Origin of the sequence: Microbacterium sp., from assembly GCF_031178445.1 — a bacterium.
Classification (GTDB): domain Bacteria; phylum Actinomycetota; class Actinomycetes; order Actinomycetales; family Microbacteriaceae; genus Microbacterium.
The window spans coordinates 279936-304467 of sequence record NZ_JAPSIY010000005.1; the positions used below are offsets into that span (position 1 = coordinate 279936).

27 protein-coding genes and 1 pseudogene are annotated in these 24532 nt (G+C 66.6%); 13 read left to right on the forward strand and 15 right to left on the reverse strand.

Features of this window, described 5'->3' with window-relative positions:
- Positions 1-2: 2 nt before the first annotated feature.
- Together RIN43_RS09630 and RIN43_RS09635 are read right to left on the reverse strand one after the other, a co-directional pair.
- Positions 3-896 (reverse strand): GNAT family N-acetyltransferase, encoded by an 894-nt coding sequence (locus RIN43_RS09630; RefSeq protein WP_309128690.1) that lies wholly within the window; start codon positions 894-896, stop codon positions 3-5.
- Positions 893-1273, reverse strand: a complete 381-nt coding sequence (locus RIN43_RS09635) for a hypothetical protein (protein ID WP_309128691.1) — start codon at positions 1271-1273, stop codon at positions 893-895. Before RIN43_RS09635 ends, RIN43_RS09630 begins: the two co-directional genes overlap by 4 nt.
- 110 nt (positions 1274-1383) lie before the next feature.
- Between RIN43_RS09635 and RIN43_RS09640 the strand changes: the two genes are divergently transcribed.
- The 4 genes from RIN43_RS09640 to RIN43_RS09655 all read left to right on the forward strand — a co-directional run bounded on the left by RIN43_RS09640 (position 1384) and on the right by RIN43_RS09655 (position 4886).
- Positions 1384-3591 (forward strand): efflux RND transporter permease subunit, encoded by a 2208-nt coding sequence (locus tag RIN43_RS09640; RefSeq protein ID WP_309128692.1) that lies wholly within the window; start codon positions 1384-1386, stop codon positions 3589-3591.
- 13 nt (positions 3592-3604) lie between these two features.
- Complete coding sequence (locus RIN43_RS09645; RefSeq protein WP_309128693.1) at positions 3605-4039, forward strand: pyrimidine dimer DNA glycosylase/endonuclease V; 435 nt, start codon at positions 3605-3607, stop codon at positions 4037-4039.
- 43 nt (positions 4040-4082) lie between these two features.
- Positions 4083-4508 carry a pyridoxamine 5'-phosphate oxidase family protein gene (locus RIN43_RS09650; protein ID WP_309128694.1) on the forward strand — a complete coding sequence of 142 codons (426 nt, stop codon included), beginning with the start codon at positions 4083-4085 and terminating at the stop codon, positions 4506-4508.
- Between the two features lie 117 nt (positions 4509-4625).
- Positions 4626-4886, forward strand: coding sequence for a Rho termination factor N-terminal domain-containing protein (locus RIN43_RS09655; RefSeq protein WP_309128695.1), 261 nt, complete (start codon positions 4626-4628; stop codon positions 4884-4886).
- 86 nt (positions 4887-4972) lie between these two features.
- Here RIN43_RS09655 and RIN43_RS09660 read toward each other — a convergent pair whose 3' ends face one another.
- Complete coding sequence (locus tag RIN43_RS09660) at positions 4973-5260, reverse strand: MerR family transcriptional regulator (protein WP_309128696.1); 288 nt, start codon at positions 5258-5260, stop codon at positions 4973-4975.
- Between the two features lie 128 nt (positions 5261-5388).
- On the opposite strand from RIN43_RS09660, the gene RIN43_RS09665 reads away from it, so the two are divergent.
- On the forward strand, positions 5389-5811 hold the full coding sequence (locus tag RIN43_RS09665; protein ID WP_309128697.1) for an Hsp20/alpha crystallin family protein: 423 nt from the start codon (positions 5389-5391) through the stop codon (positions 5809-5811).
- Positions 5812-5897: 86 nt separating this feature from the next.
- Positions 5898-6125, forward strand: a complete 228-nt coding sequence (locus RIN43_RS09670; protein ID WP_309128698.1) for a DUF2795 domain-containing protein — start codon at positions 5898-5900, stop codon at positions 6123-6125.
- A 22-nt stretch (positions 6126-6147) separates the two neighbouring features.
- Here RIN43_RS09670 and RIN43_RS09675 read toward each other — a convergent pair whose 3' ends face one another.
- Positions 6148-6786: a UdgX family uracil-DNA binding protein gene (locus RIN43_RS09675; protein WP_309128699.1), complete on the reverse strand. Its 639-nt coding sequence runs from the start codon at positions 6784-6786 to the stop codon at positions 6148-6150.
- Positions 6787-6797: 11 nt separating this feature from the next.
- Positions 6798-7397 carry an NADPH-dependent FMN reductase gene (locus RIN43_RS09680; protein ID WP_309128700.1) on the reverse strand — a complete coding sequence of 200 codons (600 nt, stop codon included), beginning with the start codon at positions 7395-7397 and terminating at the stop codon, positions 6798-6800.
- Between the two features lie 94 nt (positions 7398-7491).
- Between RIN43_RS09680 and RIN43_RS09685 the strand changes: the two genes are divergently transcribed.
- Positions 7492-8211: an NAD(P)-binding domain-containing protein gene (locus tag RIN43_RS09685; RefSeq protein WP_309128701.1), complete on the forward strand. Its 720-nt coding sequence runs from the start codon at positions 7492-7494 to the stop codon at positions 8209-8211.
- On the forward strand, positions 8204-8833 hold the full coding sequence (locus tag RIN43_RS09690; RefSeq protein WP_309128702.1) for a GyrI-like domain-containing protein: 630 nt from the start codon (positions 8204-8206) through the stop codon (positions 8831-8833). Before RIN43_RS09685 ends, RIN43_RS09690 begins: the two co-directional genes overlap by 8 nt.
- Positions 8834-8845: 12 nt before the next feature.
- Here the strand turns inward: RIN43_RS09690 and RIN43_RS09695 are convergent, their stop codons facing one another.
- The 6 genes from RIN43_RS09695 to RIN43_RS09720 all read right to left on the reverse strand — a co-directional run bounded on the left by RIN43_RS09695 (position 8846) and on the right by RIN43_RS09720 (position 14674).
- Positions 8846-9046 carry a ferredoxin gene (locus RIN43_RS09695; RefSeq protein ID WP_309128703.1) on the reverse strand — a complete coding sequence of 67 codons (201 nt, stop codon included), beginning with the start codon at positions 9044-9046 and terminating at the stop codon, positions 8846-8848.
- Between the two features lie 22 nt (positions 9047-9068).
- On the reverse strand, positions 9069-10112 hold the full coding sequence (locus RIN43_RS09700; protein WP_309128704.1) for an acyl-CoA desaturase: 1044 nt from the start codon (positions 10110-10112) through the stop codon (positions 9069-9071).
- A 264-nt stretch (positions 10113-10376) separates the two neighbouring features.
- The gene (locus tag RIN43_RS09705; protein WP_309128705.1) at positions 10377-10952 is read right to left on the reverse strand and encodes a GNAT family N-acetyltransferase; all 576 of its coding nucleotides are present in this window, start codon (positions 10950-10952) and stop codon (positions 10377-10379) included.
- A gap of 40 nt (positions 10953-10992) precedes the next feature.
- On the reverse strand, positions 10993-11556 hold the full coding sequence (locus tag RIN43_RS09710; protein WP_309128706.1) for a TetR family transcriptional regulator: 564 nt from the start codon (positions 11554-11556) through the stop codon (positions 10993-10995).
- Between the two features lie 13 nt (positions 11557-11569).
- On the reverse strand, positions 11570-13114 hold the full coding sequence (locus tag RIN43_RS09715; protein WP_309128707.1) for an MFS transporter: 1545 nt from the start codon (positions 13112-13114) through the stop codon (positions 11570-11572).
- A gap of 186 nt (positions 13115-13300) precedes the next feature.
- Positions 13301-14674 carry an FAD-binding oxidoreductase gene (locus RIN43_RS09720; RefSeq protein ID WP_309128708.1) on the reverse strand — a complete coding sequence of 458 codons (1374 nt, stop codon included), beginning with the start codon at positions 14672-14674 and terminating at the stop codon, positions 13301-13303.
- Between the two features lie 144 nt (positions 14675-14818).
- Between RIN43_RS09720 and RIN43_RS09725 the strand changes: the two genes are divergently transcribed.
- Positions 14819-15988, forward strand: coding sequence for a LuxR C-terminal-related transcriptional regulator (locus RIN43_RS09725; RefSeq protein ID WP_309128709.1), 1170 nt, complete (start codon positions 14819-14821; stop codon positions 15986-15988).
- A gap of 144 nt (positions 15989-16132) precedes the next feature.
- On the opposite strand, the gene msrA is transcribed toward RIN43_RS09725, so the two are convergent.
- The gene (gene msrA, locus RIN43_RS09730) at positions 16133-16687 is read right to left on the reverse strand and encodes a peptide-methionine (S)-S-oxide reductase MsrA (RefSeq protein WP_309128710.1); all 555 of its coding nucleotides are present in this window, start codon (positions 16685-16687) and stop codon (positions 16133-16135) included.
- The gene (msrB, locus tag RIN43_RS09735; RefSeq protein ID WP_309128711.1) at positions 16684-17196 is read right to left on the reverse strand and encodes a peptide-methionine (R)-S-oxide reductase MsrB; all 513 of its coding nucleotides are present in this window, start codon (positions 17194-17196) and stop codon (positions 16684-16686) included. Before msrB ends, msrA begins: the two co-directional genes overlap by 4 nt.
- A 327-nt stretch (positions 17197-17523) precedes the next feature.
- On the opposite strand from msrB, the pseudogene RIN43_RS09740 reads away from it, so the two are divergent.
- Positions 17524-18078, forward strand: a pseudogene (locus RIN43_RS09740) (IS481 family transposase); the annotation flags it as partial.
- Between the two features lie 735 nt (positions 18079-18813).
- Positions 18814-19068, forward strand: a complete 255-nt coding sequence (locus RIN43_RS09745) for a DUF3892 domain-containing protein (RefSeq protein WP_309128712.1) — start codon at positions 18814-18816, stop codon at positions 19066-19068.
- 175 nt (positions 19069-19243) lie between these two features.
- Here the strand turns inward: RIN43_RS09745 and RIN43_RS09750 are convergent, their stop codons facing one another.
- Positions 19244-20098 carry a hypothetical protein gene (locus RIN43_RS09750; protein ID WP_309128713.1) on the reverse strand — a complete coding sequence of 285 codons (855 nt, stop codon included), beginning with the start codon at positions 20096-20098 and terminating at the stop codon, positions 19244-19246.
- A 313-nt stretch (positions 20099-20411) separates the two neighbouring features.
- On the opposite strand from RIN43_RS09750, the gene RIN43_RS09755 reads away from it, so the two are divergent.
- Together RIN43_RS09755 and RIN43_RS09760 are read left to right on the forward strand one after the other, a co-directional pair.
- Positions 20412-21530 carry a DUF5677 domain-containing protein gene (locus tag RIN43_RS09755; protein ID WP_309128714.1) on the forward strand — a complete coding sequence of 373 codons (1119 nt, stop codon included), beginning with the start codon at positions 20412-20414 and terminating at the stop codon, positions 21528-21530.
- Between the two features lie 265 nt (positions 21531-21795).
- Positions 21796-22911: a hypothetical protein gene (locus tag RIN43_RS09760; protein ID WP_309128715.1), complete on the forward strand. Its 1116-nt coding sequence runs from the start codon at positions 21796-21798 to the stop codon at positions 22909-22911.
- A 207-nt stretch (positions 22912-23118) separates the two neighbouring features.
- On the opposite strand, the gene RIN43_RS09765 is transcribed toward RIN43_RS09760, so the two are convergent.
- Entirely contained in the window at positions 23119-24381 is a 1263-nt protein-coding gene (locus tag RIN43_RS09765; RefSeq protein WP_309128716.1) for a hypothetical protein, read from the reverse strand.
- Positions 24382-24532: the final 151 nt, after the last annotated feature.

A 24532-nucleotide genomic window follows, 5' to 3' on the forward strand; every position in this document is an offset into this window, starting at 1 on the left:
GATCAGCCGCCGTCGCGCCCTGAGGCGTCCGCCGACCAGATCGCCTCCGTCTCGACGAAGCCCTCCCTGGTGTACAGGCGCCGCGCCGCATCATTGCTGCCGAACACGTTCAGCGCGAGCAGCGGCAGGCCTGCATCGCGTGTGTGCGCCGCGGCCGCTCGCAGAGTCTGAGTCCCGTATCCGAGTCCGCGCACCGACTCGCGCATCTCGATGTCGTAGATGAATGCGAGCTCGGTTTGGAAATGCACCCACAGCAGGCCGACGGGCCGAGCATCCCGATCCTGCACGATCCAGAGCTTCTCTCCGGGAGTGTCGAGTCCTTCGGGCAGCATCCGCGCCATGCTGGCCTCAGCCTCCGCCATCGCCGCCTCGGCGTCGACGACGGCGCCGTTGGCAAGCAGCTCGTCAGCGTAGCTTCGCGCACCTTCGGCCAGGTAGTCGTCGAACTCGGCGGTCGTCATCGGCCGCGTCGTGATCCCCTCCGGCGGCGCCATGCCGCTCACCTCGCGCTGCATCTTGGTCGCTATCCGACGCACCGGGGCCGCATCAGCCAGCGCTGCCGCGAAACCGTCACCGCGGAACGCGCTGAATGCCACGGTGTCCGTCATCCCTGGCTGCGAGGCGAGTTCCCGGATAGCGTCCCATGCGGCGTGCGCATCGCCGTCGCGGGCTTCGATGTCGCCGAGCACGGTCGGCGGACCACCGGGCAGAACCCACACCCCGTGGGTCTGCCGGCCGTCCGCCGTCTCGCGCACCCAGAAATCGCCGTCGCTGGTCTTGAGGGTGCGCGCCTCGACGCCCTCCGCGGCCGAGCGGCGCCGCAGCACCCGTTCGATCGAGGCGTCGATGCGGTGACGCCGCTCCTGCTCTTCGGTGATCCGCCGCCAACCGCTCACCAGAATCGCTCCGGAGCCTCCGCGGGCCTGCTGTCCGCTCCGCCCCACCGATCCGACTCCGCCTTCGCAGCTGCGGCGGCCGCATCGGCATCCATGAGCGCCTGCTCGGCATCGCCGGCAGGATCGGCGCTCAGCACGACAAGCGTCGTCTCCGGCCCGCGTACGGTGTCCGCCACTGTGCAGTCGCGCACCTGCGCGCGCCAGACCACGACCCTCTCACGCGGCACCTCGCGCAGTCGGTACCGGATGCCGCGATCGAGGTCGTGCACGGCGACCACCTCGCCGGCGTCCGTCTCGTCTCGACGCACCTGCACGATCTCCACCCGATTGCCGCGCGGCACTGGAGCGGATGCCGCGATGACCAGCGTTGTCTCCATGACCACACTCTAAGCGCGTCAGGTGGGTACGGGGCGGCAGTGCGAGGTCGCGAGGTCAAGCGCAAAGTTCTGGCCCTGTAGCGTTGAATCCACACGCGGAAGGGATGGGCATGACGACGAGGGCCGAACTCAGAGCGTCGACCCGCAGACCTCGCCGGCTCCTTCGCGGCGTGCTGTCGGCGCTGGTGATTCTGCTGTGGCTCGCCGGCGCCTCCTTCGGCGGACCGCTGTTCGGCAAGATCGACGAGGTCTCCTCGAATGATCGCGCCGCCTATCTGCCCGAGTCCGCTCCTGCCACCACCGTGCAGAACGCCCTCGACGACTTCCTTGGCTCGGATTCGATCCCCGCAGTCGTGGTCTTCGAGTCGGACGCCGAGATCGACGACGCGCTGCTTGACCGCCTGAGCACAGCTCTGGAGGATGCGATGGCGGCGGAAGGCGTGAGGGACGAGGCATCGCCCGTCCTCGTCTCCGAAGACGGGCTGGCCGCGCAGGCCTTCGTGCCGATCGATTCCGGCGCCGATGTCGGCGACGTCTCTGCGGCGCTGTCGTCGGGTCTGCGCGAGGCGGTGCCAGACGGCGTCACCGTGCACATCACCGGTCCCGCCGGTTTCACCGCCGACCTGATCGCCGGCTTCGCGGGTATCGACGGCATCCTGCTGCTCGTCGCGCTCCTCGCGGTGCTCCTGATCCTCGTCATCGTCTACCGTTCGCTGCTGCTGCCGGTGATCGTGCTCAGCACGAGCCTCTTCGCCCTGTGCGTGGCGCTGCTCGTCGTGTGGTGGGCGGCGAAGTTCGAGTTCCTGCTGCTCAGCGGCCAGACGCAGGGCATCCTCTTCATCCTCGTCATCGGAGCCGCCACCGACTACTCCCTGCTGCTGGTTGCGCGATTCCGCGAGGAGCTGCGCAGCACACAGGATCGCTGGCAGGCTGTCCGGGCGGCGTGGAAGGGCTCCGTCGAACCGATCCTCGCCTCCGGCGGGACGGTGATCGCGGGCCTGCTCTGCCTGCTGCTGAGCGAGCTCAAGTCGAACAGCACGCTGGGCCCGGTGGCGGCGATCGGCATCGTCTTCGCGATGCTCTCCGCACTCACACTGCTGCCCGCCCTGCTGGGCGTCTTCGGCAGAGCGGCGTTCTGGCCGCGCCGGCCCAGGTTCGAGCCGCAGCAGGTCTCCGAAGAGAACCCGCTCGAGGGGCGCGGCCTGTGGCAGCGTCTCGCCCGCGGCATCCGTCGCCGTCCTCGTCTCAGCTGGATCTCGACGGCCGTCGTGCTCGCGATCGCCGCCGTCGGGGTGCTCCAGCTCGACGCGCGCGGCGTGCCGCAGTCCGACCTGGTGCTGGGCGCTTCCGAGGCGCGCGACGGGCAGGAGGTGCTCGGCGAGCACTTCCCTGGTGGCTCCGGCAGCCCGGTGTACGTCCTCGTGGACGAATCACGCATGCAGGACGCCGCGGATGTGCTGCTCGCGGACGACGGCGTGGACGGCGTCTCGGTCACCGCGTCGGATTCGCCCTCGGGCAGCGCGCCCGTGACCGAGGACGGTGTGACCGCCTTCGGCCCGCCCGGCACCCCCGCGGCCGAGCCGACCGTGGTCGACGGGAACGTGCTGCTGCAGGGCACGCTGACCGACGCCGCCGACTCTCCTGCTGCCGAGCAGACCGTCGTCGACCTGCGGGCAGAGCTCGACGGCATCGGAGCGGCCGTCGGCGGCGTGACCGCCACCGCGGTCGATACGAACACGGCCTCGATCCACGATCGCAACCTGATCATCCCCGTGATCCTGGTCGTCATCCTGATCATCCTCATGCTGCTGCTGCGTTCGATCCTCGCGCCGGTGCTGCTGATCCTCACCACCGTGCTGTCGTTCGGCACGGCGATGGGCGTGGCCGCGGTGCTGTTCAACGGGGTCTTCGCGTTCCCGGGTGCGGATCCTGCCGTGCCGCTGTTCGGGTTCGTCTTCCTGGTCGCGCTCGGCATCGACTACAACATCTTCCTGATGACACGCGTGCGCGAGGAGTCGCAGAAGCACGGAACCCGGGAGGGGGTGCTTCGCGGGCTCGCCGTCACGGGTGGTGTGATCACCTCGGCCGGGCTCGTGCTGGCCGCGACGTTCGCCGCCCTGTCGGTGATCCCCATCCTGTTCCTGGTGCAGATCGCCTTCATCGTGGCCTTCGGCGTGCTGCTCGACACCTTCGTGGTGCGCTCGCTGCTCGTCCCCGCTCTCTCGTACGACATCGGCCGCGCCATCTGGTGGCCGTCGAAGCTCGCCCGGCGCACTGCCGAGCGAAGCGCCCCCGCGCCCGACGGGATGCCGCGTTGAGAACGGGTTCGTCATGAGGATCTGGTCGCTGCACCCGCATCACCTGGACAGAGCCGCGCTGGTGGCCTGCTGGCGCGAGACGCTGCTCGCGCAGGCGGTGCTCGCCGGGCGTACTCGCGGATACACGCGGCACCCCCAGCTGGAGCGGTTCCGGGCGCAGCCGGACCCGGTGCTGCTGGTCGGCGCGTACCTGACGGGGCTCGCCGGCGAGGCGGACGCCCGCGGCTATCGCTTCGACCGCACCCGCATCCTCTCCCCCGCTGAGCCGGCCGCCGAGCTCCCGGTGACACAGGGTCAGCTGGCCCTCGAATGGGGCCATCTCGGCGCCAAGCTGCTCGCGCGCAGCCCCGCCGATGCCGAACGATGGCGACGGGCCGCGCCCGCCCCGCACCCGCTGTTCCACGTCGTACCCGGCGATGTGGAGCCGTGGGAGCGGGCAGTCCCCTGAAACAGACCTCGTGTCGCGGCCGCGTCGGGCGTAGCGTCGGAGTATGAGCATCGACGCTTCGGACCGCGCCGCCGTCTCCCACTTCATCCGGGTGTGCGGGTCCGGTGTCGTGGCCACCATCGGGCCGGATGCCGAGCCGCAGGCGGCCTACGTCGGGATCACCGCCGACGACAGCGGCGTCGTCGTGTTCGACGCGATGATGGACTCCCGCAAGGTGGCCAATATCAGGGAGCGCCCGGCCGTGGCGCTCGCCATCACAGGCGCCGATACGACCGTGCAGCTGGAGGGCCGGGCGCGGATCACCCATGACGAGGAACGCTGGAGGCTCGGCGAAGCGTACAGCGAGAGGTTCCCCGGCTCGCGGGCGCTGGACGTCGGCTTCGCTCTCATCGCGGTCGACGTCGCCTGGGTGCGCGTGTACGACGCAGCGGCGCATCCGCCGCACGTGACCGAGGCGCACTGGAACTGACCCGGCGACGACTTAGGCGCGACCGGTCGGCCTGTCAAGGGCGTCGGGCCTGGAACGGTTCGTGCGTATGGTCGTGTGCGTCGCTGATCGCGACGTCCACGATCGAAGGAGGCTGAGATGCCCAACCAGCCGGAACTCAAGGACGAAGAGCTGTACGAGAAGCTGCGCGACGACGGCGCGTCCAAGGAGAAGGCGGCGCGCATCTCGAACGCCGCGGCCCGCGACGGACGCTCGAGCGTCGGCAAGCGCGGCGGCGAATCGGAGGACTACGAGGACCGCACGGTCGACGAGCTGCGCAAGCGCGCGAAGGAACTCGGGCTTGAGGGCTATTCCGGAAAGCGCAAGGACGAATTGATCCGGATGCTGCGCGACCACTGAGACCCGCTGCACGCGTGGGTACGCGCGCGTTTTCCCGATCGACGCGCGGCGCGATCAAGGTACTGCTGACCCATTGATCGCCGGAGTCATTCCTCGCGCTCAGCCGAGAGCTGTTCCCGCAGCCCCGCATTCTCGTCTTCGAGTTCGAGGACCCGCCCGATGCCGGCGATGTTCATCCCCTCGTCACGCAGTCTTCCGACTCTGCGCAGCCTGTCGATGTCCTCGTCGCTGTACCGGCGAGTCCCCCCGTCGCTGCGTGACGGCGTGAGCAGGCCCTTGCGCTCGAAGAGGCGCAGCGTTGCCTCCGGCATGTCGACGAGCTGTGCCGCGACGGCGATCCCGTAGAGCGGGGTGCGTGTGTCTCGTTCTGCCATGTCTGAGAGTTTCCTTGAAGACGTTGCGTAGATCGCGAACTTGATCTATAACAAATCTACATCCAGCAATGCAGGTTTCCTGCATCCGAATAGTACCCCGTTTCGGGGCGGCATGAAAGGAGAACAACATGGCAATGGCCTTCGATCCGATCAGTCAGCTCGATCGTCTCGCTGCGAGCGTGCTGGACTCCGTCCGCTCTCCCCGGCTCATGCCGGTGGACCTGTTCCGCGACGGTGACAAGTACGTTCTGCACGCAGATCTGCCCGGAGTCGACCCCGGGTCGATCGACGTCGACATCGACGGCAGTCAGCTGTCGATCCGTGCGCAGCGCACGGCTGACAGCGGGGAGGGCTCGCGGTGGCTCGCGCGCGAGCGCAGTGCTGGGTCCTTCCTGCGCCAGTTCACGCTCGGGGACGGCGTGGACGTCGAGCGCATCAGCGCCTCGTACGAGAACGGCGTGCTCTCCGTGATCATCCCTGTGAGCGAGCGCGCGAAGCCGCGCAAAATCGCCATCGAATCCGCAGGGCACCGTCAGGAGATCGCCGCCTGAGACCGGTGGGGCGAGGACGGCCGATGGGCGTCCTCGCCCGCCGTTCCCTTCCCCACCCGGCCCTCGACCACCGAAGGATGTTTGCGATGATCCCCCTCTCCCCTTCACTCTCTCCCTCGCTGGAGCGCTTCCTCGCCGACATGGAGTACCCCGCGATGAAGGACGACCTCACCCGCGAAGCGGCGAGGGACGGCCTCCCCGACGAGGATCTCGCCGCTCTGCACGCATTGCCCGATGGCGGCTACGACGCTCGTTGCCGGCTGCGGGACGCACTGCTGTCGCTTCAGCACAGCAGTGGGCTGGTGGCCGCGTGATCGGCATGAACTAGCAGCGAACTCAGGTGACCAGTTCGCCTGCCCGGCGCAGGTCGTGAACGAAGGCGTCGAACGCCGCCGCACGGTCGGCCTGGTCGGGCAGGCGCAGCAGGCTGGAGGGATGCACTGTCACGACCAGCGGAGTTCCGCGCTTGTCGGCAGACTCCAGTACGGTCCCTCGTACCGCTCCGATGCGCACCGTGCGCCCCAGCAGGGACCGTGCGGCGGTCGCCCCGAGCGCCACGATCACGGTCGGTCGCACGACGGCGATCTCGGCCTCGAGCCACGGCCGGCACGCGTCGATGTGACCGACGGCGGGCTTTTCGTGGATGCGACGCTTCCCGCGTCGCTCGAAGCGGAAGTGCTTCACGGCGTTCGTCAGGTAGACGCCGTCGCGCTCGATGCCGGCAGCGTCCAGCGCGTCGTCGAGCCGGCGTCCCGCGGGTCCGACGAAAGGCTCCCCCGCCAGATCCTCCCTGTCACCCGGCTGCTCTCCGACCAGCATCATCCGCGCCGATACCGGACCGTCGGAGAACACGACCTGGGTCGCGTCCTTCCACAGTTCGCATCCCCGGCAGTCGTGCGCGGCTTCGCGCAGCATCCGCATGCCACCGCGCGACGGCACCCACCGCTCGGCTCCGGGGCGCTCCTGTCCTGTCATGTGCGCGCCGCTCAGTGCATCGAGTCCGGATCCGAGTCACCCATGTGACCGGGCAGGGTGCTGGAGAGCACCCGCTCGACGAACGCCTCGTACTCCTCCATGTAGTGCCGCAGGAACTTCTCGGTGCCGGCGTCGCGCACCTCGCCGTTCTCGCCGTATACCTCCGGCTTGAAGCTGATGTACGCCTCGGGCGCGTTCAGCTGCGGCGCGTCGAGGAAGCTCAGCACGCTGCGCATCGACGCCTGCATCACGGCGGTGCCGATCGCCCCGGTCGAGGCGCCGATGATTCCCGTCGGCTTGCGTGCGAAGGAGTTCTGACCCCAGGGGCGCGAGCCCCAGTCGATCGCGTTCTTGAGAGGTGCGGGTATCGAGCGGTTGTACTCCGGCGATACGAGCAGCAGCCCGTCCGAACTCTCGATCGACCGCTTGAACGAGATGACGGCCTCGACCGGATTCTGCTCGTCGTCGCGGTTGTACAGCGGCAGGTCACGGATCGGGATCTCCGTCAGCTCCAGGCCTTCGGGCGCGAGACCCACCAGCGCCTTGGCGAGAACGCGGTTGATCGAATCGCTCGACAGACTGCCGACGAGGTAGCCGATGCGATGGCTCATGGTGAACTCCTTCTCTTCCGGTGAGCGCCAACCGGTATACCTGCCCCTCCGCCGAACCGGCAGGGGGTTGCGGACCGACCCGTACGATGGCGTCGTGGACTTCGAACCTGGCCGCATCGGCACGCTCGGCATCCTCGGGGCGGGCCGCCTCGGGCGGGTGCTGGCCCGCCTCGCCGTCTCCGCCGGGTATCGCGTCGTCGTCGCGGCATCCGGCGACCCAGCGCCGATCTCCCGCGCGATGGCGGCGCTCGGCGCGACCGCAGGTACGAACGCATCGGTGATCGCGCAGGCGGACGCGGTGGTCCTCGCCGTCCCGCTGAACAGATACCGGATGTTGCCTGCCGAGCTGCTGCGCGGCAAGCTGGTGATCGACGCCATGAACTACTGGTGGGGCGACGGGGTGCGCGATGACCTGAGCGATCCGCGCACATCCACGAGCGAGACCGTCCAGCGCTTCCTGCCAGGGGCTCGCGTGGTGAAGGCGCTGGGGCACATGGGATATCAGGATCTGGAGGACGAGGCGAGGGCGGCCGGCGTTCCGGGGCGGAAGGCCATCGCGATCGCCGGCGACCGCGCCGACGACCTCGACATCGTGTGCCGGCTGGTCGACGAGCTCGGCTTCGACCCTGTCGTCGCCGGCCCTCTGGCGGCGGGGATCATGCTGGAGCCGGGGGCCGAGGCCTTCGGCGCGGATGTCGAGGCAGCAGAGCTGAGGGCGATGCTGGGGCGGTTCCCCAGCTCGCAGCGTGGGATCGTGGTCGCGCGGGCGCGCGGCGGACGGCTATGGGAGAAAGGTTCCGGATCGGATGACTGACAAGATCGACTTCAAGAAGACCCTCGACAGCTACCGGGCCCCGCGGGGCGGGTTCCGCATCGTCGACGTCCCCGACATGCAGTACCTCATGATCGACGGGCACGGCGACCCGAACACCTCACCCGCGTACACGGAGGCGCTCGAGTCCCTGTACCCGGTCGCCTACAAGCTCAAGTTCGCGAGCCGCCGGGAACTCGATCGGGACTATGTCGTGCCGCCGCTGGAGGGGTTGTGGTGGGCAGAGGACATGGATGCCTTCACCGTCGCACGCGACAAGTCGAGGTGGGACTGGACGATGATGCTGATGGCGCCCGACTGGATCGAGGAGGACCTGTTCCGCAGCGCCGTCGAGCAGGCCGGTGCCAAGACCCGGCCCCGCCGACTGGACGACGTCCGTCTGGAGACCCTTTCGGAGGGCCGCAGCGTGCAGACGCTGCACATCGGCTCGTTCGACGACGAGGGCCCGGTGCTGGAGCAGATGCACGAGCGATTCATCCCCGAGAGCGGGTACACCCTCAACGGCAAGCACCATGAGATCTACTTCAGCGACTTCAGGAAGGTCGCTCCCGAGAAGCTGCGCACGGTGCTGCGCCAGCCGGTCGTGGCCTCACCGCAGCGATAGGGAGCATCGAGGTCAGTCGTCCTCCACGTGGATCGTGGCAGACGGGCACAGGTCCTGAGCCTCCCGCACCGCAGCCCACTCGGACTCGGGCGGATGCTCATCGAGAACGCTCACGAAGCCGCCGTCCTCGTCCCGGTTGGTGAAGACGCGCGGCGCCGTGCGCCCGCAGTTGCCGGAGGCGATGCACGTCGTGGGGTTCACTGTGACTTTCATGAGGGCCTCCTTGCGACATACTTCAGCCTCGGTACTGCCGCACAAGGGGGCAGGTGTACGGGTCGCGGTTCTTCAGCCCGACCTGATTGAGGTAGGCGATGATCGTTCGGAATGCGTCGCCGAGCGTGGTCTCGGTGTACGAGATCCCCAACTCGGCGCACCGCTGCCGCACCAGCTTCTGCAGTGCCGGCAGGTTCGGTCGGGGTGCCATCGGGAACAGGTGGTGCTCCACCTGGTACTCGAGCCCGCCCATGAAGAAGTGCACGAGCGGGCCTCCGCGGATGTTGCGGGACATGTTCACCTGCCGTCGCAGGAAATCGATGTCGGCGTCGTGCGGTACCGTCGGCATCCCGATGTGGTTCGGTGAGAACGCACCACCGAGCAGGAGTCCGAACACGGCGACCTGGACGAGTACGAATGCCACTGCCATCCGCGGTGGCAGCACGATGAACAGCAGGGCGAGATAGCCGAACACGCGGATGCCGACGAACAGGATCTCGGTCCAGCGGTGAGTCACCCCCTTGCCCGTGAGGATCGTCTTGAACGAGTCGACGTGCAGAGAGAATCCCTCGAAGAGCAGCAGCGGCACGAAGTAGTAGCCCTGGTAGCGACCGAGCTTGGCTGCGAGGCCGGTGCGCCTGTCGGTGCCCTCCGGCGTGAAGGAGAGGACGCCGGGCTCGGCATCCGGATCCACCCGTTCCTTGTTGGGATTGGCGTGGTGACGACCGTGCTTGTCGACCCACCAGCCGTAGCTGAGGCCGGTGAACAGTCCGGCGAGCACCCGCGAGACCCATTCGTTCCATCGCCTCGAGGCGAAGATCCCCTGATGCGCGGCTTCGTGACCGAGAAACCCCAGCTGCGCCATCGCGACCCCGAGCAGTGCGGCGAGGATCAGCTGGAACCAGCTCTCGCCCAAGAGGGCGACGCCGATCAGGATCGCCACGGTGAACAGGGTCCAGAACAGCAGCATCCCCCAGTAGAAGACGTACCTGCGCTGCATCAGACCGGCGTCATTGGCCTCCACCGAGAGCTGATGGAAGGCCTCCACATAGCGATTCCCGAGCACCGCCCTCTCCAATCCGCTCCGCCGACTCGGTTGACGCCACGATATGTAACCTGCGCTCGGATCGTCGAGGGCTTGCGGTGAGGATGCACCTGCGGTAGCGCCGGCATCCGCGCGCCGTGACCGCGGGTTGTGTGGCGGTCGTGCTCGGTGAGGGCCGCCCAGATCGACGAGCCGCACGCGGGCGTAGGTTCCGGGGTCGGTATGGTGAAGGGCATGGCGGGGCGGGAGCAGAGGCGGCAGAAGGTCGTGGACGCCCTGTGGTCTCTACGAGGCGAGGGTGCGCGTGAGAACCTGACCAGGCCATTCCTTGACCTGGAAGGTGACGTCTTTGACGTAGCCCACCGTTTCGTAGAACCGCACCAGGTCACCGCCGCGCCCCGCGAAGCAATCCACCCGCAGTTCGCGAATGCCGGCCCGGGCGGCGAGTTCATCCGCATGCGCCAGCAGCCTGCGCCCGTACCCGCGTTCGTCCTCCGCCCGCGAGGCGACCAGCGCCTCGATGTAGAGTTCTGGGCCCGGGCGCGATGAAGGCGGCACGTAGGCGTGTGCGGCACCCACGACGAGGAAACCGGCCACACCACCTTCGGGGGTCAGTGCGACCCAAGACCCGGATGCCAGACACCAGCGCTCCACCATGTCCCGGCGCTCCGGCAGGTCCGACCAGCGTGCCGTGCCCCACTGCTCGGTGTTGCCATGCGCGTTCATCCATGCCACGGCCCCGTCGAACAGCGACAGCACGGCCTCGACGTCATTGAGATCAGCCCGCCTGATTGCCGTGCCCGCCGTCTCATACGCCGTTTCTGCCGAATCGATCCCGTCGATGCCCGATCCTGAAGTCACCGTTCCACTCTGGCACGAAGGGCCGTGAGACCCGTGCCGATCAGCTTCGGAGGGCCTTGTGCAGGGCGACGCGCAGGTCGACCGGGTCAGCGCGCGCATTGTCGAGAAGGATGGCGGTGCAGAGGCCGTCCGACATCGCGACGAGGGCGGTGATCGCGTGGGCGTCGTCGGTCAGGGTTCCTGCGAGCTCGGCGACGTTCTCGCGCCAGCGGCGGGCGATCGGTCGCAGAGAGGGCCTGCGTGCGGCCAGTGTGGCGAGCTCGCGCTCGGCCAGTGCGCGCTCGCGCCCGGAGCCGCCCGTTTCGGCGATGAGTTCAGCCAATCCCGCGAGTTTGTCGCCCGGCGCATCGATGATCGCCCGGATCTTCGCCGTGTAGGCGTCAGCGACGCTGGTCAGGGCTGCTACGAGGAGGTCGTCGAGAGTGGCGAAGTAGTAGGTGCTCAGGGATGTCGTGATCCCCGCCTCCTTCGCAACGGTGCGGTGTGTGACGCCCGCGGCTCCGTCGCGCGTTACGACCGCCAGGGTGGCGTCGATGATCTCCGCGCGGCGCTTCGCTCCCCGCGCGAAGCGCCCGTCGACGCGCTCAGCCGTGTTGTCGCTCATCACCCTCCTTCGCTCAAAGGGTAGTCGAGCCCTCGGCGACGCCGGCGGCGGCATCTGGCTGTGCGCTCTCGAGCTTGGGAACGTGACGCAGCATCCGCAGACACACCGCGGCAGCGATCGCGATCGCGAGGCCGGCGACCGCCGAAGCGATGTTCAGTCCTGTCGTGAAGGCCCGCTGCGCGTCGACGAGAAGGCCGGGAGGAAGCTCGTTCGCGACTGCGGCCGCGGTGCTGAGGCCGTCACGGAGGGCTGCGTCCTGGTCGGTGGAGAGGCCTGAGGGTACGGCCAGTTGAGATCGGTAGACAGCGGTGGTCAGGCTGCCGAGGATGGCCACCCCGACCGCGAGCCCGAGCTCCTGGACGGTCTCTGAAAGCGAAGCGGCCGAACCGGAGCTCGCTGCCGGTGCCGCGCCGACCACGATGTCCGTTCCCAGGGCGGCGATGGCCCCCAGACCGAGGTAGACGAAGGCGAATCCGAGGGCGACCGGCAACTCGGCATCCAGGCCGGCGGTGGCCAGCAGCACGTAACCGATCAGAGAGACGGCCAAGGTGCCGCCCATGATGTATCCGGGGCGGATGCGGCGCGCGAGCAGTGGTGCTCCGATGGCCGCGCCGAACATCGCCATCGCGGGCGGAGCCATCCACAGTCCCGCGGTGAAGGGGCTCAGTCCCTCGACCAGTTGCAGGTACTGCGTGACGAGGTACATGCTGCCGCCCACCCCGACGAGGCCGAGCAGAAGCACCGCCAGCGCGGCGCTGAACGCCTTGCTGCGGAACAGACTGACGTCGAGCAGCGGGTCACGCAGGCGCAGTTGCCGGCGCCAGAACACGGTCGCGGCGAGCGCGCCGACCGTCACTGCGACGATGATCGCGGCATCCAGACCATCGGCCGTGACGTGCTTGATCGCGTAGACGATCGGCAGTATGGCTGTCAGTGACAGCGCGACGCTCGCCATGTCGAGCCGCCCACCGCGGGGGTTGCGGTACTCGGGCAGAAACACTCGCCCAAGCAGCAGCACGATGAGCGCGATCGGAACGGCCACCAAGAACGCCGCACCCCACCAGAGAGAGTCGACCAGAACTCCCCCCAATATCGGGCCCGCCGCCATTCCGCCCGCGAACATCGTGGCCCAGACCCCGATCGCCACGGCTCGTCGCCGAGGATCGGGGAACATGTTCGACACGAGTGACAGAGTCGAGGGCATCAGCGTCGCGCCCGCGACGCCCAGCAGTGCGCGCGCCGCGATCAGCGTCTCCGCGCTGGGCGCGAACGCTGCGAACACCGACACCGCGGCGAACGCAGCGATACCGATCATCAGCAAGCGGCGTCGCCCGATGCGGTCACCCAAGGTGCCCATCGTGACGAGGAAGCCCGCGAGCAGGAAGCCGTACGCGTCCATGATCCACAGCGCCTGTGTGGCCGATGGAGTCAGATCCGCCGCCAGAGCGGGCAGCACCAGGTAGAGCACCGTCACATCGAGGCCCAGCAGGAATGTCGGAAGGGCCAGCACCGCCATGCCGGCCCAAGCGCGCGAAGCTGCAGCAGCTGGTCTGTTCATCGGGGCCTCCACTACATAATTGTACGTACGTTTAATTAGTATCACCGTACAACTATATGAAGTGTGTGGGCCAAAGGGATGGAACCGATCGTGCGGGAGGTGACCGGCCCGAGGCCTCGAAGGCCTGCGCGAGGATGGCATGCGGATAGGTCCGCCGGGGGCTTCGCCCGGCGGACCGTTCCGTACTCAGAGCGCGTGCGCTGCCGCGAAGGTGTCGTTCGGGTCGAAGCGTCGCTTGAGCTCGCGCAGAGGCGCTGCCGCGTCGCCGAAGCCGGCATCCCGATCGGTATCGCCGCCGTCGATGAAGGTGAGGACGAGTTCGTCGGTCTGCCATGCTTCGAGCGCGGCGAGACCTGCCCGCACCGCGGCATCCGCCCCGGCCATCACGTCGGGTGCGGGCACCATGGCGACGGTGTGCGCGAGGTAGGCGCCGGCGACCGAGCCGACGGCGCCCGCATCATCCGGCCGTCGGGCGATCGCTCCCCCGAGATGGCGCAGCTCGGCGAAGAACACCCCGGGCACGGCGCCGGCCGCGACGAACGCCTCCACAGCCTCGAAAGGCAGCTCCGCCAGCACGGAGTGCGTCGTCACAGCAGGGGTCGGGCCGGGCGGATCCATGTGCACCGCGACGAGTCCCGCGGCAGGGATGCGTGCGAATGTGTCCATCTCCGGCGCAAGCGCACGGAGCGGTTCGAGGAGTACGGATGCGGCGGCATCCGTCTCGAGGATGGCCCCGTCGACCACGACCAGGGAGCGGCCCGATAGGAACGGCGGCAGCTCGGGCAGCGGCGGGAAGTTCATGATGCGCAGGGTGGTCGTCGCCGACTCGGGTGCCGTCGCGGTCCACGCCGTCCACGCGTGAGCGACGTCGGCGGCGCGCGAGGCGTCCCAGAGCAGCATGCCCGCGAAGACGTCGGCGTACGGCAGCAGGTCGAGTTCGAGCGAGACGACGACGCCGAAGGCTCCCGAGCCTCCGCGCACCGCCCAGAAGAGCTCGGGGTTCTCGTCGGCGCTCGCGCGGACGAGGTTGCCGTCGGCTGTGACGATTTGCACGGCGCGCACCGTGTTGACCGCGAGTCCATGCGTGCGGGCGTAGAACGACAGCCCGCCGCTCAGGATGTAGCCGGCGACAGAGACGTCACCCGCACTGCCGTGGAGGGCCGTCAGTCCGTGCGGCGCGGCGGCTTCGATGACGTCGTTCCAGAGCGAGCCGCCCAGCACACGTGCGGTGCGAGCGATCGGGTCGACGGTCACCCCGCGCATGCCCGTGAGCGAGACGAGTACGACGTCGGTCAGGTCGGTGTCGGCGAGCGCCGCGGCGGCGTGCCCGGTCGACTGCGGTGCGACGCGAAGTCCGGATGCCGCTGCGGCGCGGACGACCTCGACGACCTCCTCGGCGGTCTGGGGTCTGGTCACAGCGAACGGGCGCTGGTCGACGGCGACGTTCCACGGCGTGCGTGCGACGTCGTAGTCAGGGTCGCCCGCGAGCAGAACGCGGTCGCCGAGGGCAGCTCTCAGGGATGCTGCGCGGGTGTCGATCAGGTTGTCGGAGAGAGTCATGTGTGTGCTCCTGGTTCGAGTCGGGTTGGACACGGATACTCTCCGCCGCGACAGGGCGGGCGGACCATCCCAGTTCATGAGGGAATTCCGCTCCCCCAGATACCTGGGATGGCGCTTGCGGCGGTACCGGAGCACACTGATTCCATGGCGACGGCACTGGGGATCGGGCGGGCGCGCAGCGACATCGATGTCGTATCGCGCGCCGGCCTGCCGTTGCACAGTTTCATGGACGAGGCGGCGGTCGCGCTGCAGCAGGTCGTGCCGTTCGTGGCTGCGTGCATCTCGACGCTCGATCCGGCCACGACCATGGTCTCGAGCTCACGCAAACTGGGTGCGCTGGACGGCCGCAACGAGCGGGATCTCGTCTGGTCGCAGATCGAGTACGGCGGCGACGACCCCACGTCGATCACCGCGATGGTCGCCGCGGGACAGATCGCCGTGGGGGTGCACCGTCTGACACACGGAATGCTGGACCGTTCGGTGCGGATGTCGGAACTGCTGATGCCGCACTTCGACTTCCATGACGAGGCCCGCGTGGTATTCGTCGATCGCAACGGCGCATGGGGCCACATCTCGCTGTTCCGGGGCGACGACCATACGCCATTCGCGGGCGAGGAGCTGGACTTCCTGGCGGCCGTGGCGCCGGCATTCACGCGCGGCATCCGCACCGGCCTGCTCTCCCAGCTCAGCAGAGCGGATGCCGGATCTCAGGCCGGCCCGGCGGTGATCGTGTTCGACGCGGACGACCGCGTCGTGCAGTCGACGCCCGGCGCGCAGGCGTACCTCGCGCAGATGCCCGTTGTGCCCGGCATGGGCGACCCGCTGACGTCGGTGCAGGCCCTCGTGAGCGGCGCCCGCCGGTTCGCCCGCGGGGAGACCGACCACGCCCCGCGGATACGCGCACGTACGGCTGACGGAGTGTGGGTCGTGCTGCACGCGTCACCCCTCGGCGGCGCAGGCGATCGCGCGGGCGACGTCGTTGTCACGATCGAGGAGGCCCGGCCGCAGGACGTCATCGACCTCGTGGCTGCCGCCTTCGACCTCACCGCCCGTGAGCGCGAGATCGTCGCAGCCGTGCTGCGCGGCGCGGACACTCGCGAGATCGCCGTGACTCTGCACGTGTCGCCGTACACGGTGCAGGACCACCTCAAGTCGGTCTTCGACAAGGCGGGGGTCGCGAGTCGCCGAGAGCTGGTCGCGCGCGTGTACTTCGACCAGTACGTACGCCGCATGGGCTCGAGCATCGGTCCGACGGGGTGGTACACCTCCGGGCCTGGCTCACCCGTGGCGGCGGAGGTGTTGGAACACGGTTGACGGGGCCTGCTGTCGCCGTCGCCCCGCGCCGATTCGTCGCCGTTCCCGTCATGGTTGCGGTGGACGTGTCGGCCGTCCTCGGTGCTGCACCGTTCGGCGGAGTGCACCCCTCCTCGCGATGAGGGGTGCACTCCGGAATGATCGTCAGGTCGTGGTGGCCGCGCGCTTCGGCAGCACCCAGTCCGGGCGCGCGAAATGGCACGTGTAACCGTTCGGATAGGTGATCAGGTAGTCCTGATGCTCGGGCTCAGCCTCCCAGAACGGCCCCACCGGCTCGATCTTGGTGACGGCTTTGCCCGGCCAGAGCCCGGAGGCGTCCACGTCGGCGATCGTGTCGCGTGCGACCTTCTCCTGCTCGGGACTGAGCGGGAAGATCGCCGAGCGATAGCTCGACCCGATGTCGTTGCCCTGGCGATCGATCGTCGTCGGGTCGTGCACCTGGAAGAAGAACGCCAGGATGTCGCGGTACGTCGTCTGCGTCGGATCGAAGACGATCTCCACTGCTTCCGCGTGGCCGGGGTGGTTGCGGTAGGTCGCGTGATCGTTGCGGCCGCCCGTGTATCCGACGCGGGTGTCGAGCACTCCGGGCTGCCTGCGGATCACGTCCTCCAGGCCCCAGAAACAGCCGCCGGCCAGGACGGCCGTCTCGGTGCCGGGTCGGCGGGTGATCTCGCCGGTGTCGTGGATGCCGCTGGTCATGATGCGTTCTCCTCACTGTTGATGTCCTCAGTGTTTTCAGTCTTGCCGCTGTTCTCGACGGTCTCGTTCGCGAACAGGGAGCGGAATCGTCCGTACCCTTCGGCTTCGAGGTTCGCCACCGCGATGAACCGCAGGGCCGCGGAGTTCATGCAGTACCGCTGACCGCCGGCCTCGGCGGGGCCGTCGTCGAAGATGTGGCCGAGGTGGCTATCGGCGCCTGTGGAGCGCGCCTCCGTGCGGACCATGCCGTGCGACGCGTCGCTCTTCGAGCGCACGGCGTCGGCCTCGATCGGCTTGGTGAAGCTCGGCCATCCCGTGCCGCTGTCGTACTTGTCCAGTGACGAGAACAGGGGCTGACCTGAGACGACGTCCACGTAGATCCCGTCTTCGTGGTTGTTCCAGTACGCGTTGCGGAACGCCGGCTCAGTGCCGTCGCGCTGCGTGACGCGATACTGGTCGGGGGTGAGGCGGTCCAGCGCCTCAGGAGTCTTGCTGTAGTCGTGCGACATGAGTTCTCTCCTTCATCGACGCCGCCGGCTGCGGCGCCATCAGAGACAACGTCGAAGGTGCTCCGTTTGGTCCCCATTGTCTGGGAGCAAGCTGTGACTACGGTCGGGGTGGTTACCGCGCGGACAGACTCAGCCCTTGCCGTCGTCGATCCAGCGAGTGTGGGCACGGAGCCCGTGGAACACACCCTGCCGGATGACGACGTAGAGCAGCAGGAGGCCGACGATGGCGCCGAGCACGTAGCTCGAGATGTTGAGGACGACAAGGTTTTGAACCTGCGACCCCCGGACCCTAGGCGTCCAAACAGCGTCGTTGAGGACAATATTCGCATGGTCGCGGCCCTCGGCGGAGGGCGGAGGGCAGAGGGCCGGCGACGACTCGCTGCGCTGATCGTGGACCAGCCGTGGACGGGCCGCCGCGCTGCGGAGCGCTTCCAGTGCTTGCCATCGACAGCGTCCAGGTGGGCACGCAGGTACAGTGCGGGCCCGCCGCTCACCGACTGAAGTTCGCGACCGCATCGATCACCACACCGCACGTCCACCCGAATGGAGCGACGGATCGTTTCGCCGCGGTTCCATCGCCTCTGGGGACCCCACCGGATTTGCTACCACCTCGGCGTGCCCCGTTGCACAATCGGCCGCGTGCTGAACGATACCGCATGCCGGCACTGGAGCACGTCGATCGCTCCACAGCCTTGCCCGTGCGTCAGCCAAAGCCGCGCCGCTACGAGATGAAGCGCCGGGCGGACTCATCCACGTCGATATCAAGAGGCTTGGCCGCAAAGAGACAGCCGCTGACTCCTGGACTCGAGTGCGAGCGCTCTTCCTCGCGTCCGGAATTGAGGTCGCCGCGTCATGACCGACAACGGATCGTGCTACCCATCACGCGATACGGTTCGGCACGGAATCATCCTGGCAGAGCCTGCGGACAACTGGAGGGGTTGGAGGGGGCGACCATCCCAGACATGCAGAAGAGCCGGAAACTCTTGCGAGATTCCGGCCCTAAATGGTCGGGCTGACAGGATTTGAACCTGCGACCCCTTGGAGGATCCGGTCGATTTCCGGTCTCCGCCGATCGTCTCGAGAACTCGCGGATTCCCTTGTGTTTACAGGGAACCGGGCGGTTCGCTTGGTTTGAGTGTAGCGGGTTGGTGGCGGGTCGTAGCGGGTGATTTAGGTGGGTTCCTGATGGGTCTGGCTTCGGACTCGCGCCAACAACAGTTGACGGGCTCGCGCGGGATCCGGATGGAGTGGCGGATGACTGGTCCGTGGCCAGCGCGCACGATGTCAAGCTGGGTGGAGTCGTTCCGGTTCAGGAGGTTGACGGACGGCTCAGCGCGTTCGGAAGCCTCGACCCGACGAAGCGCCGGTGGTCGTGCGCGTAGGGAGCCAGCCGCTATTGCGCAAAGCATCGAGCGGTGCATACGCGCACTAGACGCCACGCACGACTCGTCCTGTCCGCGCAATGACAGCCCAGGGCTGACGACGCGATTCCACGCACGCTCAGCCACCGACTTGCGCACGAGTCGGTGGCTCCGCCGCGTTGCCGCGATGTCGGAGGCTTCTGCCATGCTGGAGCCACCCTCGCAGCGAGCGAGGACGGAACGATCGGAGAACGTCGTGGCAGATGCCGAGATCAAGAATGTGCGGAAAGACCGGAGCGGTAACATCACGCATGTCGGCGTCACGGGGCGGTGGGATTGGCCCGTTACACAGGTCGTCGCGTCGATCGAGTCGCGCAGCAACACGTTCTACGTCAACTGCCCGCAGCGCGCCGACGTCTATGTCGCCCAAACTTCCGCTGGACGAAAGTTTCTCAAGACGACGGCGGACACGACGACGAAGAACAACCTGGACAACCTGCCACCGCTGTAGCGGGGACCGGGCCGCGCGGACCGGCGTGCGCACATCCATTGGCAGCCTCAACAGTGCCTAGCGGCAACCCCTCATGCACTTGCATGCCAGGGGGCACAGGGGACCGGCCTGCGGGCTGCACTCGGCGGGTCAAAAGCGGTAGCAGCTCGACCGGGAAGCGTGTAGTGCGGCGAGCCTATCCGTTCGTGTTTGCTGCCTCATCGACCGAAGGCTCCCCGTCGAGTGGCTCATTTTCGTCGTCGTACTCATCGCCCCAGAGCGCCCAATAGTCGCTGTCATCCCAGTCGCACTCGCATGTGATCAGTTGCCCCCCGCAGTTGGGACACTCCTCCAAGACACATCCGGGGCCGTGCTGCTCGCCCAATGCGGCAGCGCAGTCCCGGCAGAAATCGGCTGGCCCCCTACCTTCCATGTAGTCGGCGTCCCACCACTTCTCCTGCCCCCATGGCGTGCGCGGCACCTCAACCCCGTCGAGAACAAGAACTTGCACGCGTTGAGCGGCAACCAGGCGGCGCGCCCACTTGCGATGCATTTCGCGTCCCCGGAAAACGATGAACTCGCGGCGAAATGACTCAGCCAAATCCATTGCAGTCTGTACATGCTCATCCGGGATGTGATCAGAGAGCGACCCCGCGAAATGGGCGCCGTGGAACTTGTCGAGAAACTCAAAGATCAGGAGGTAGTTTTCTCGCACCTCCTCCGCGATCAGGTCTACTTCATAGTGCGTGATCTTGTTCCGCCATCGGATCGCAGTCTCGATTGCCTGTTTGTCCGCCGCATCAATGCCGACGCGGGCCGACAGAAGACGAGGTATTGCTCGCTCGAGCCCCACCGTGAGTTTGCCGGGTCGATCGACGTCCTGCCATATCAGCAGCTCATGCTCGTTGAGCAGTCTTTGCTTGAGGAGGAGTTCCACGGCGTGCACGAGATTCAGCACCGCGAACTTCCATCGTGTCGGATCGGTCGCAGCTCTTTCGACGTAGGCGAGCGACTCGGCGAAGGAGTCATAACCATTCTCGAGTAGAGACATACGGAGGCTCGTTCGAACGACTTCGGTCATAAGGTCTCGATCTTGGTAGGCACGTACGTGGGCTTCGGCGCTAGGCGTGTCACCAGGCTATCCGCGCCAGCGCCAGGTGTCTCACGACCGCTTTCGCCACCAGCAGGTCGCCTGGTCCGCGGGCATAGTCAAGTCCGCGCTACCGGTGGATGCGCCACGTCGATCCCTAACCTTGACGTCGCCACACACAGCGTTCCGCATGCCTGGGCGGACCCACCGCTCGTCGCAGAACGGACGCGCTGGAAGACCGGCTTCCGCACGATTGCGGACCTAATGTGTGCTTATGGACAACGGTGAGGACGCAGCGGCACCCGATCCCGTGGTCGATACGGAACACGAGGACGTGATTCTGAGACGCCTGTCGCGTCGCATTCGAGGAGCTCGATCGAATCCATCGCCAAAGCGCCTCCACAGCGCGTTCTTGGTGAGTGATGCGGAGTACTTCTGGGACCGCCACCTCCGGGACCTCGTCAACGACGCTTTGGGGCTTGGTGTCGCTCGCGCCAGAGGCCTCGCGCCGTTCGGGGAGGTGATCGGCGACGCTTTCGCGACGACTCGGTACCTGCTCGCTGGCTATATCCAGTTGGCCGGCAAGATGAACGACCTCGCGCTGTCGAAGTGGATGCCACAAAGCCGTCGAACTGCGCCGAAGGTTCAGGCCCTCGCGCAGCTTCACGCTCGATCACTGATCTTGGTTGAGGAGGTCTTCGTGCTCACGACGATGGGCTACCCGTCGGGCGCGCTCGCTTTAACGCGGACGTTGCACGAGGTCCGGGTAATCGCGAAGTTCCTCCACCGCTTCGAGGCAAAGTTGTCTGAACGCTACCTTGAGAGCCACATCGTCGACATGTGGAAGTCAGTCGACGATCTGAGACCGAGTGGGGCCGCGCGCCGGAGCAGCCAATGGCTTGCGGTTGAGCGCGAGCTCGAGAGTCGCTTCAATGCGGTCATTGCGACGCACGGTGAGTCCATGCTGATCGAGAACGGGTGGGCGCTACCGCGATTCACCAGGACAAGTGCGCAGACCCGGCACCCGCGTCGGATCCCATTTTCTAGGCTCGAGAATGAGGTGAAGCAGCCGAGCGACAGGGCACGATACCGTTACGCCAGCCGCCACGTGCACGCAACCAGATTGGGCAACATCAGCGCGCTGCGAAGTGGCGACCCAGGTGTCGCCCTCCTCGGACCTCGACCGTACGACCTCGATAGAGCCGCCCTCCAGGCAATGTGGGACGTGCAAGACGTGACGGAATCTCTGCTGCGATCATGCGGGAGATTCACGGATGATCAAGAAATCTACTACTGGCTCGAAGCGCTCGACCAGCTCTCCTTCGTGATCCGCGATTCGCTAAATCAAGGTCAAAAGATTCTCGACGACATCTTCGCCACAGACCACGACTAATAGGCCCGCAGCGCCGACGGCGGCATCGGCTTGCGCATCGACGCTGTCACCGGCCCGTTCCCTGCGCGTACGCCTGCGGGCACTGAACGGGCCTGCTGCACGAGTGGGCGACATCGCACAAGGCTTGCACGGTGCGGTCCGCTTAACGCGCGCTGCCCGGATAGGGATCCGACCGAGCGGTTAGGTACGTCGGGAGCGGGAGTTGCCGGCGAAGGGATCGGCCGACTCATCGTCGACATGGTCAGTGTGCAAGTAGCATCCCTCTATGGGCCAGAAGCTGCACGAAAGACTGTCAATGACAATCGCGGCATGCGATCTGCAATACGTGGCGGGCAGCATTATTTCCGCCAAAGGCCATCCGCGACTCTGGCCAATGTCCCAGTGGGCCGTGATGGTTACGTACGAACTGCAGCAGTCGCTCCGAGATGCGAGTCCTAAGCTCTCGTGGGATCCAGTCATCGCGGAAGCGGCGCGACACGGTGGCAAGTTTTTCGACGGTAAGGGCGATCGGAACCTCACGGCCGTCATGAGCAGCTTCGAGTCGCTCATCGCCGCAAATCGAGAAGCCTTCTTTCCCGCTACGCGCAGGTTTAAGGTGCTTGACCGGCTTCGGGACGACCTATCCGTCATTACCGACGATGAAGAGGTGCTGCTCACGAGCGTCGGCGGACAATTCATGCTGGGCTTTCCGCCGAGCCAACTCGTCGACTTTTCCGCGTGGGGACCTCACGCTCTGACGCTGATGCGGGGAGTTGGACAGGCCACGGGGCTGGCATTCCCGGATCGTCGACTGGAGGAGTTCGCCGGTCATGGCAACCACAGCGAGACTTCAGTGACTTGGTGGGACGGAAAGCTATCGGAGGTGATTCCGACTACCTTCGCCGGCGAGCTGAGCGTGGAGCTCGCACTATCGCTGATTACGATCCACTCGACCGTGCAGGCGGCATACAAGTGGACGTCGACCGATTGCTGTCCATGGTGCGCCGCTGCAGCACTCAAGCATAGATTCGTCGTCCTGCACCATGCCGCACGATCAGTCGAACAGTTGCAATCCCGGATTGACCAGATTGGTGGACGATCCGCTGAATACTTGGACGCGCTTTGGGCGGAACCGGACGTGAAACTTGTTACGACCTTGCCATACAGGCGTCTCAGAAACGGTTGGTTCCACCTCGGATTAGGCGACATAGAAGCTCAGCTCCCGGCCAAGCCAGATGTGCTCAACGTTATCGAGGCCTACACCCACCAAGCTACCGAGCCATTCGTTCGACTAGTGAATGACGGGCTCGCAACGCTGGCTCGTGGACTCGGCCTCTGGATGGGCGCCGCCGCCAGCGGCGGTGGATCGATGTTTGATCGGCTACGCAAGGTGCGCGTCTGAAAGGGTTGACCATTGAGGCGAAGGGCAACTTGGAACCGGCGGAATCCGCAGTTAGCCACGAACCCGAAACGCTGACGCCAATGCCCACCTCGGGATGGAGGCGCTCCCTGAGCGTTCAGCGCCCGATTTGAGATCCACTTCGACCGCTGACGCTCCCCTAACGGCACCGCCCGAATACGGATGGGCATTTGCTGTGGCGGCAACCAGCTAGCCAAGGCGTAGTTCGAGAATCGACCCATCTGACGAGTACGCGACGGCCGAGTCCACCCCGCCTGCACCCGCGGTCGTCGTGGCGTGTGGGAAATGCTCGAGCTTGGTCCCCGCGAACCGCTGCTGAGCTTGCACCACCGCAAGGTCGTCCAACCCCTTGAGTTCTTCAACGACATGTATCTCGGAACCTTGGAAGAGCCGTAAACGGTGGCCTGTGCCGCCCAAGTCGATCACGGCCTCGATGCCGACGAACGTGCCCACGTCGGTTTCGCGCCGTGCGACCGCGGTCTGTCTGCTCGACCCTCGCCTTCCACGGGTCGGAAGCCATCTCGCCGAGGCGTCGTACTGTCCGCTGAACTCGGCCTGCGCGGCTCGGTCCACATTCGTGGCGCTTGCGAAGAGCTCGTCGGGGTCGATGTCAAGCTTCGCGACATCCTCTCTTTCTCGTTCCTCGCGGCCTCGCCAGTACTCGAGCTTCTGTTCAGAGGGCGCCCATGTCAGCGGGGCTTCTTCCGGATCGACGGCTAAGACCGTGATGCCAGCCGTGTTCGATACCGTCGAAATGGCGACACCGGTCATCGATCTGCCGCCCGCGGTCAAACCTGCCAGTTGCGTGACTGCTCGAGCAAGTTGCCCTCTGGCGTTGGCCGGGCTAACCGTCCCCTTGGTCTCTAGCAGTTCAAAGACCATTGCGGCGGGGTCCGCCGGATCGGGATAAGACAAGAGGTAGTCCGGCTGACGCCCACCGTTGCGCTGAAGGTTCGGCACCTGTCCCCTGTGAAGTGCTCTATCGATATCTATCGCGGTGATGGGTCCGATCGCAGGGTTTCGGGCTCGACACCATGCCTTGGCGGCGACGATGCCGAACCCGATGCCAAGTTCCTCAGAGAGCACGCGGCGCTGGTTGGGCCCGATGAACTGGAGAGCCGCGTGATCGAGGCGTAGCGATCCATTTTTCGGCTCGAGCGCAAAGGCGCCGAGGTGCCGCAACACCGACCAGCGCCGCGTTACCGCTGATATCTCAGGGTCATCATTCAGAGAGGTGCCACGAGCGAGCTCTAGCATCGCCGCGATCGGTCGTATAAGGAGGTCACCATTCAGTCCCTGGGCGGCGATAACCGAACTCTTGTGCGGGAGCCCCGGTGTGGCCAAGAGAAGATCGCCCTGACGAGCGGCTACCTCGGCTGCCAAGCCTGGCCCGCTCTGCCCTGTGACCCGTGCCGTAGCACCCATCGTTCGGATCGCATCTCTCAGCGTCATGAGATGCATTCTCCCGGAGGTGGGTGCGAAAGTAGACGCAGTCCGGCACGAATCTCAAAGTTGGACGAACGCTTCGTCTGCTCTCATTGACGCGAGGGTAGACATAGTCGTGAGTCTGCACACCACGTCCCTATTGCGGGCCGTGCCCGTA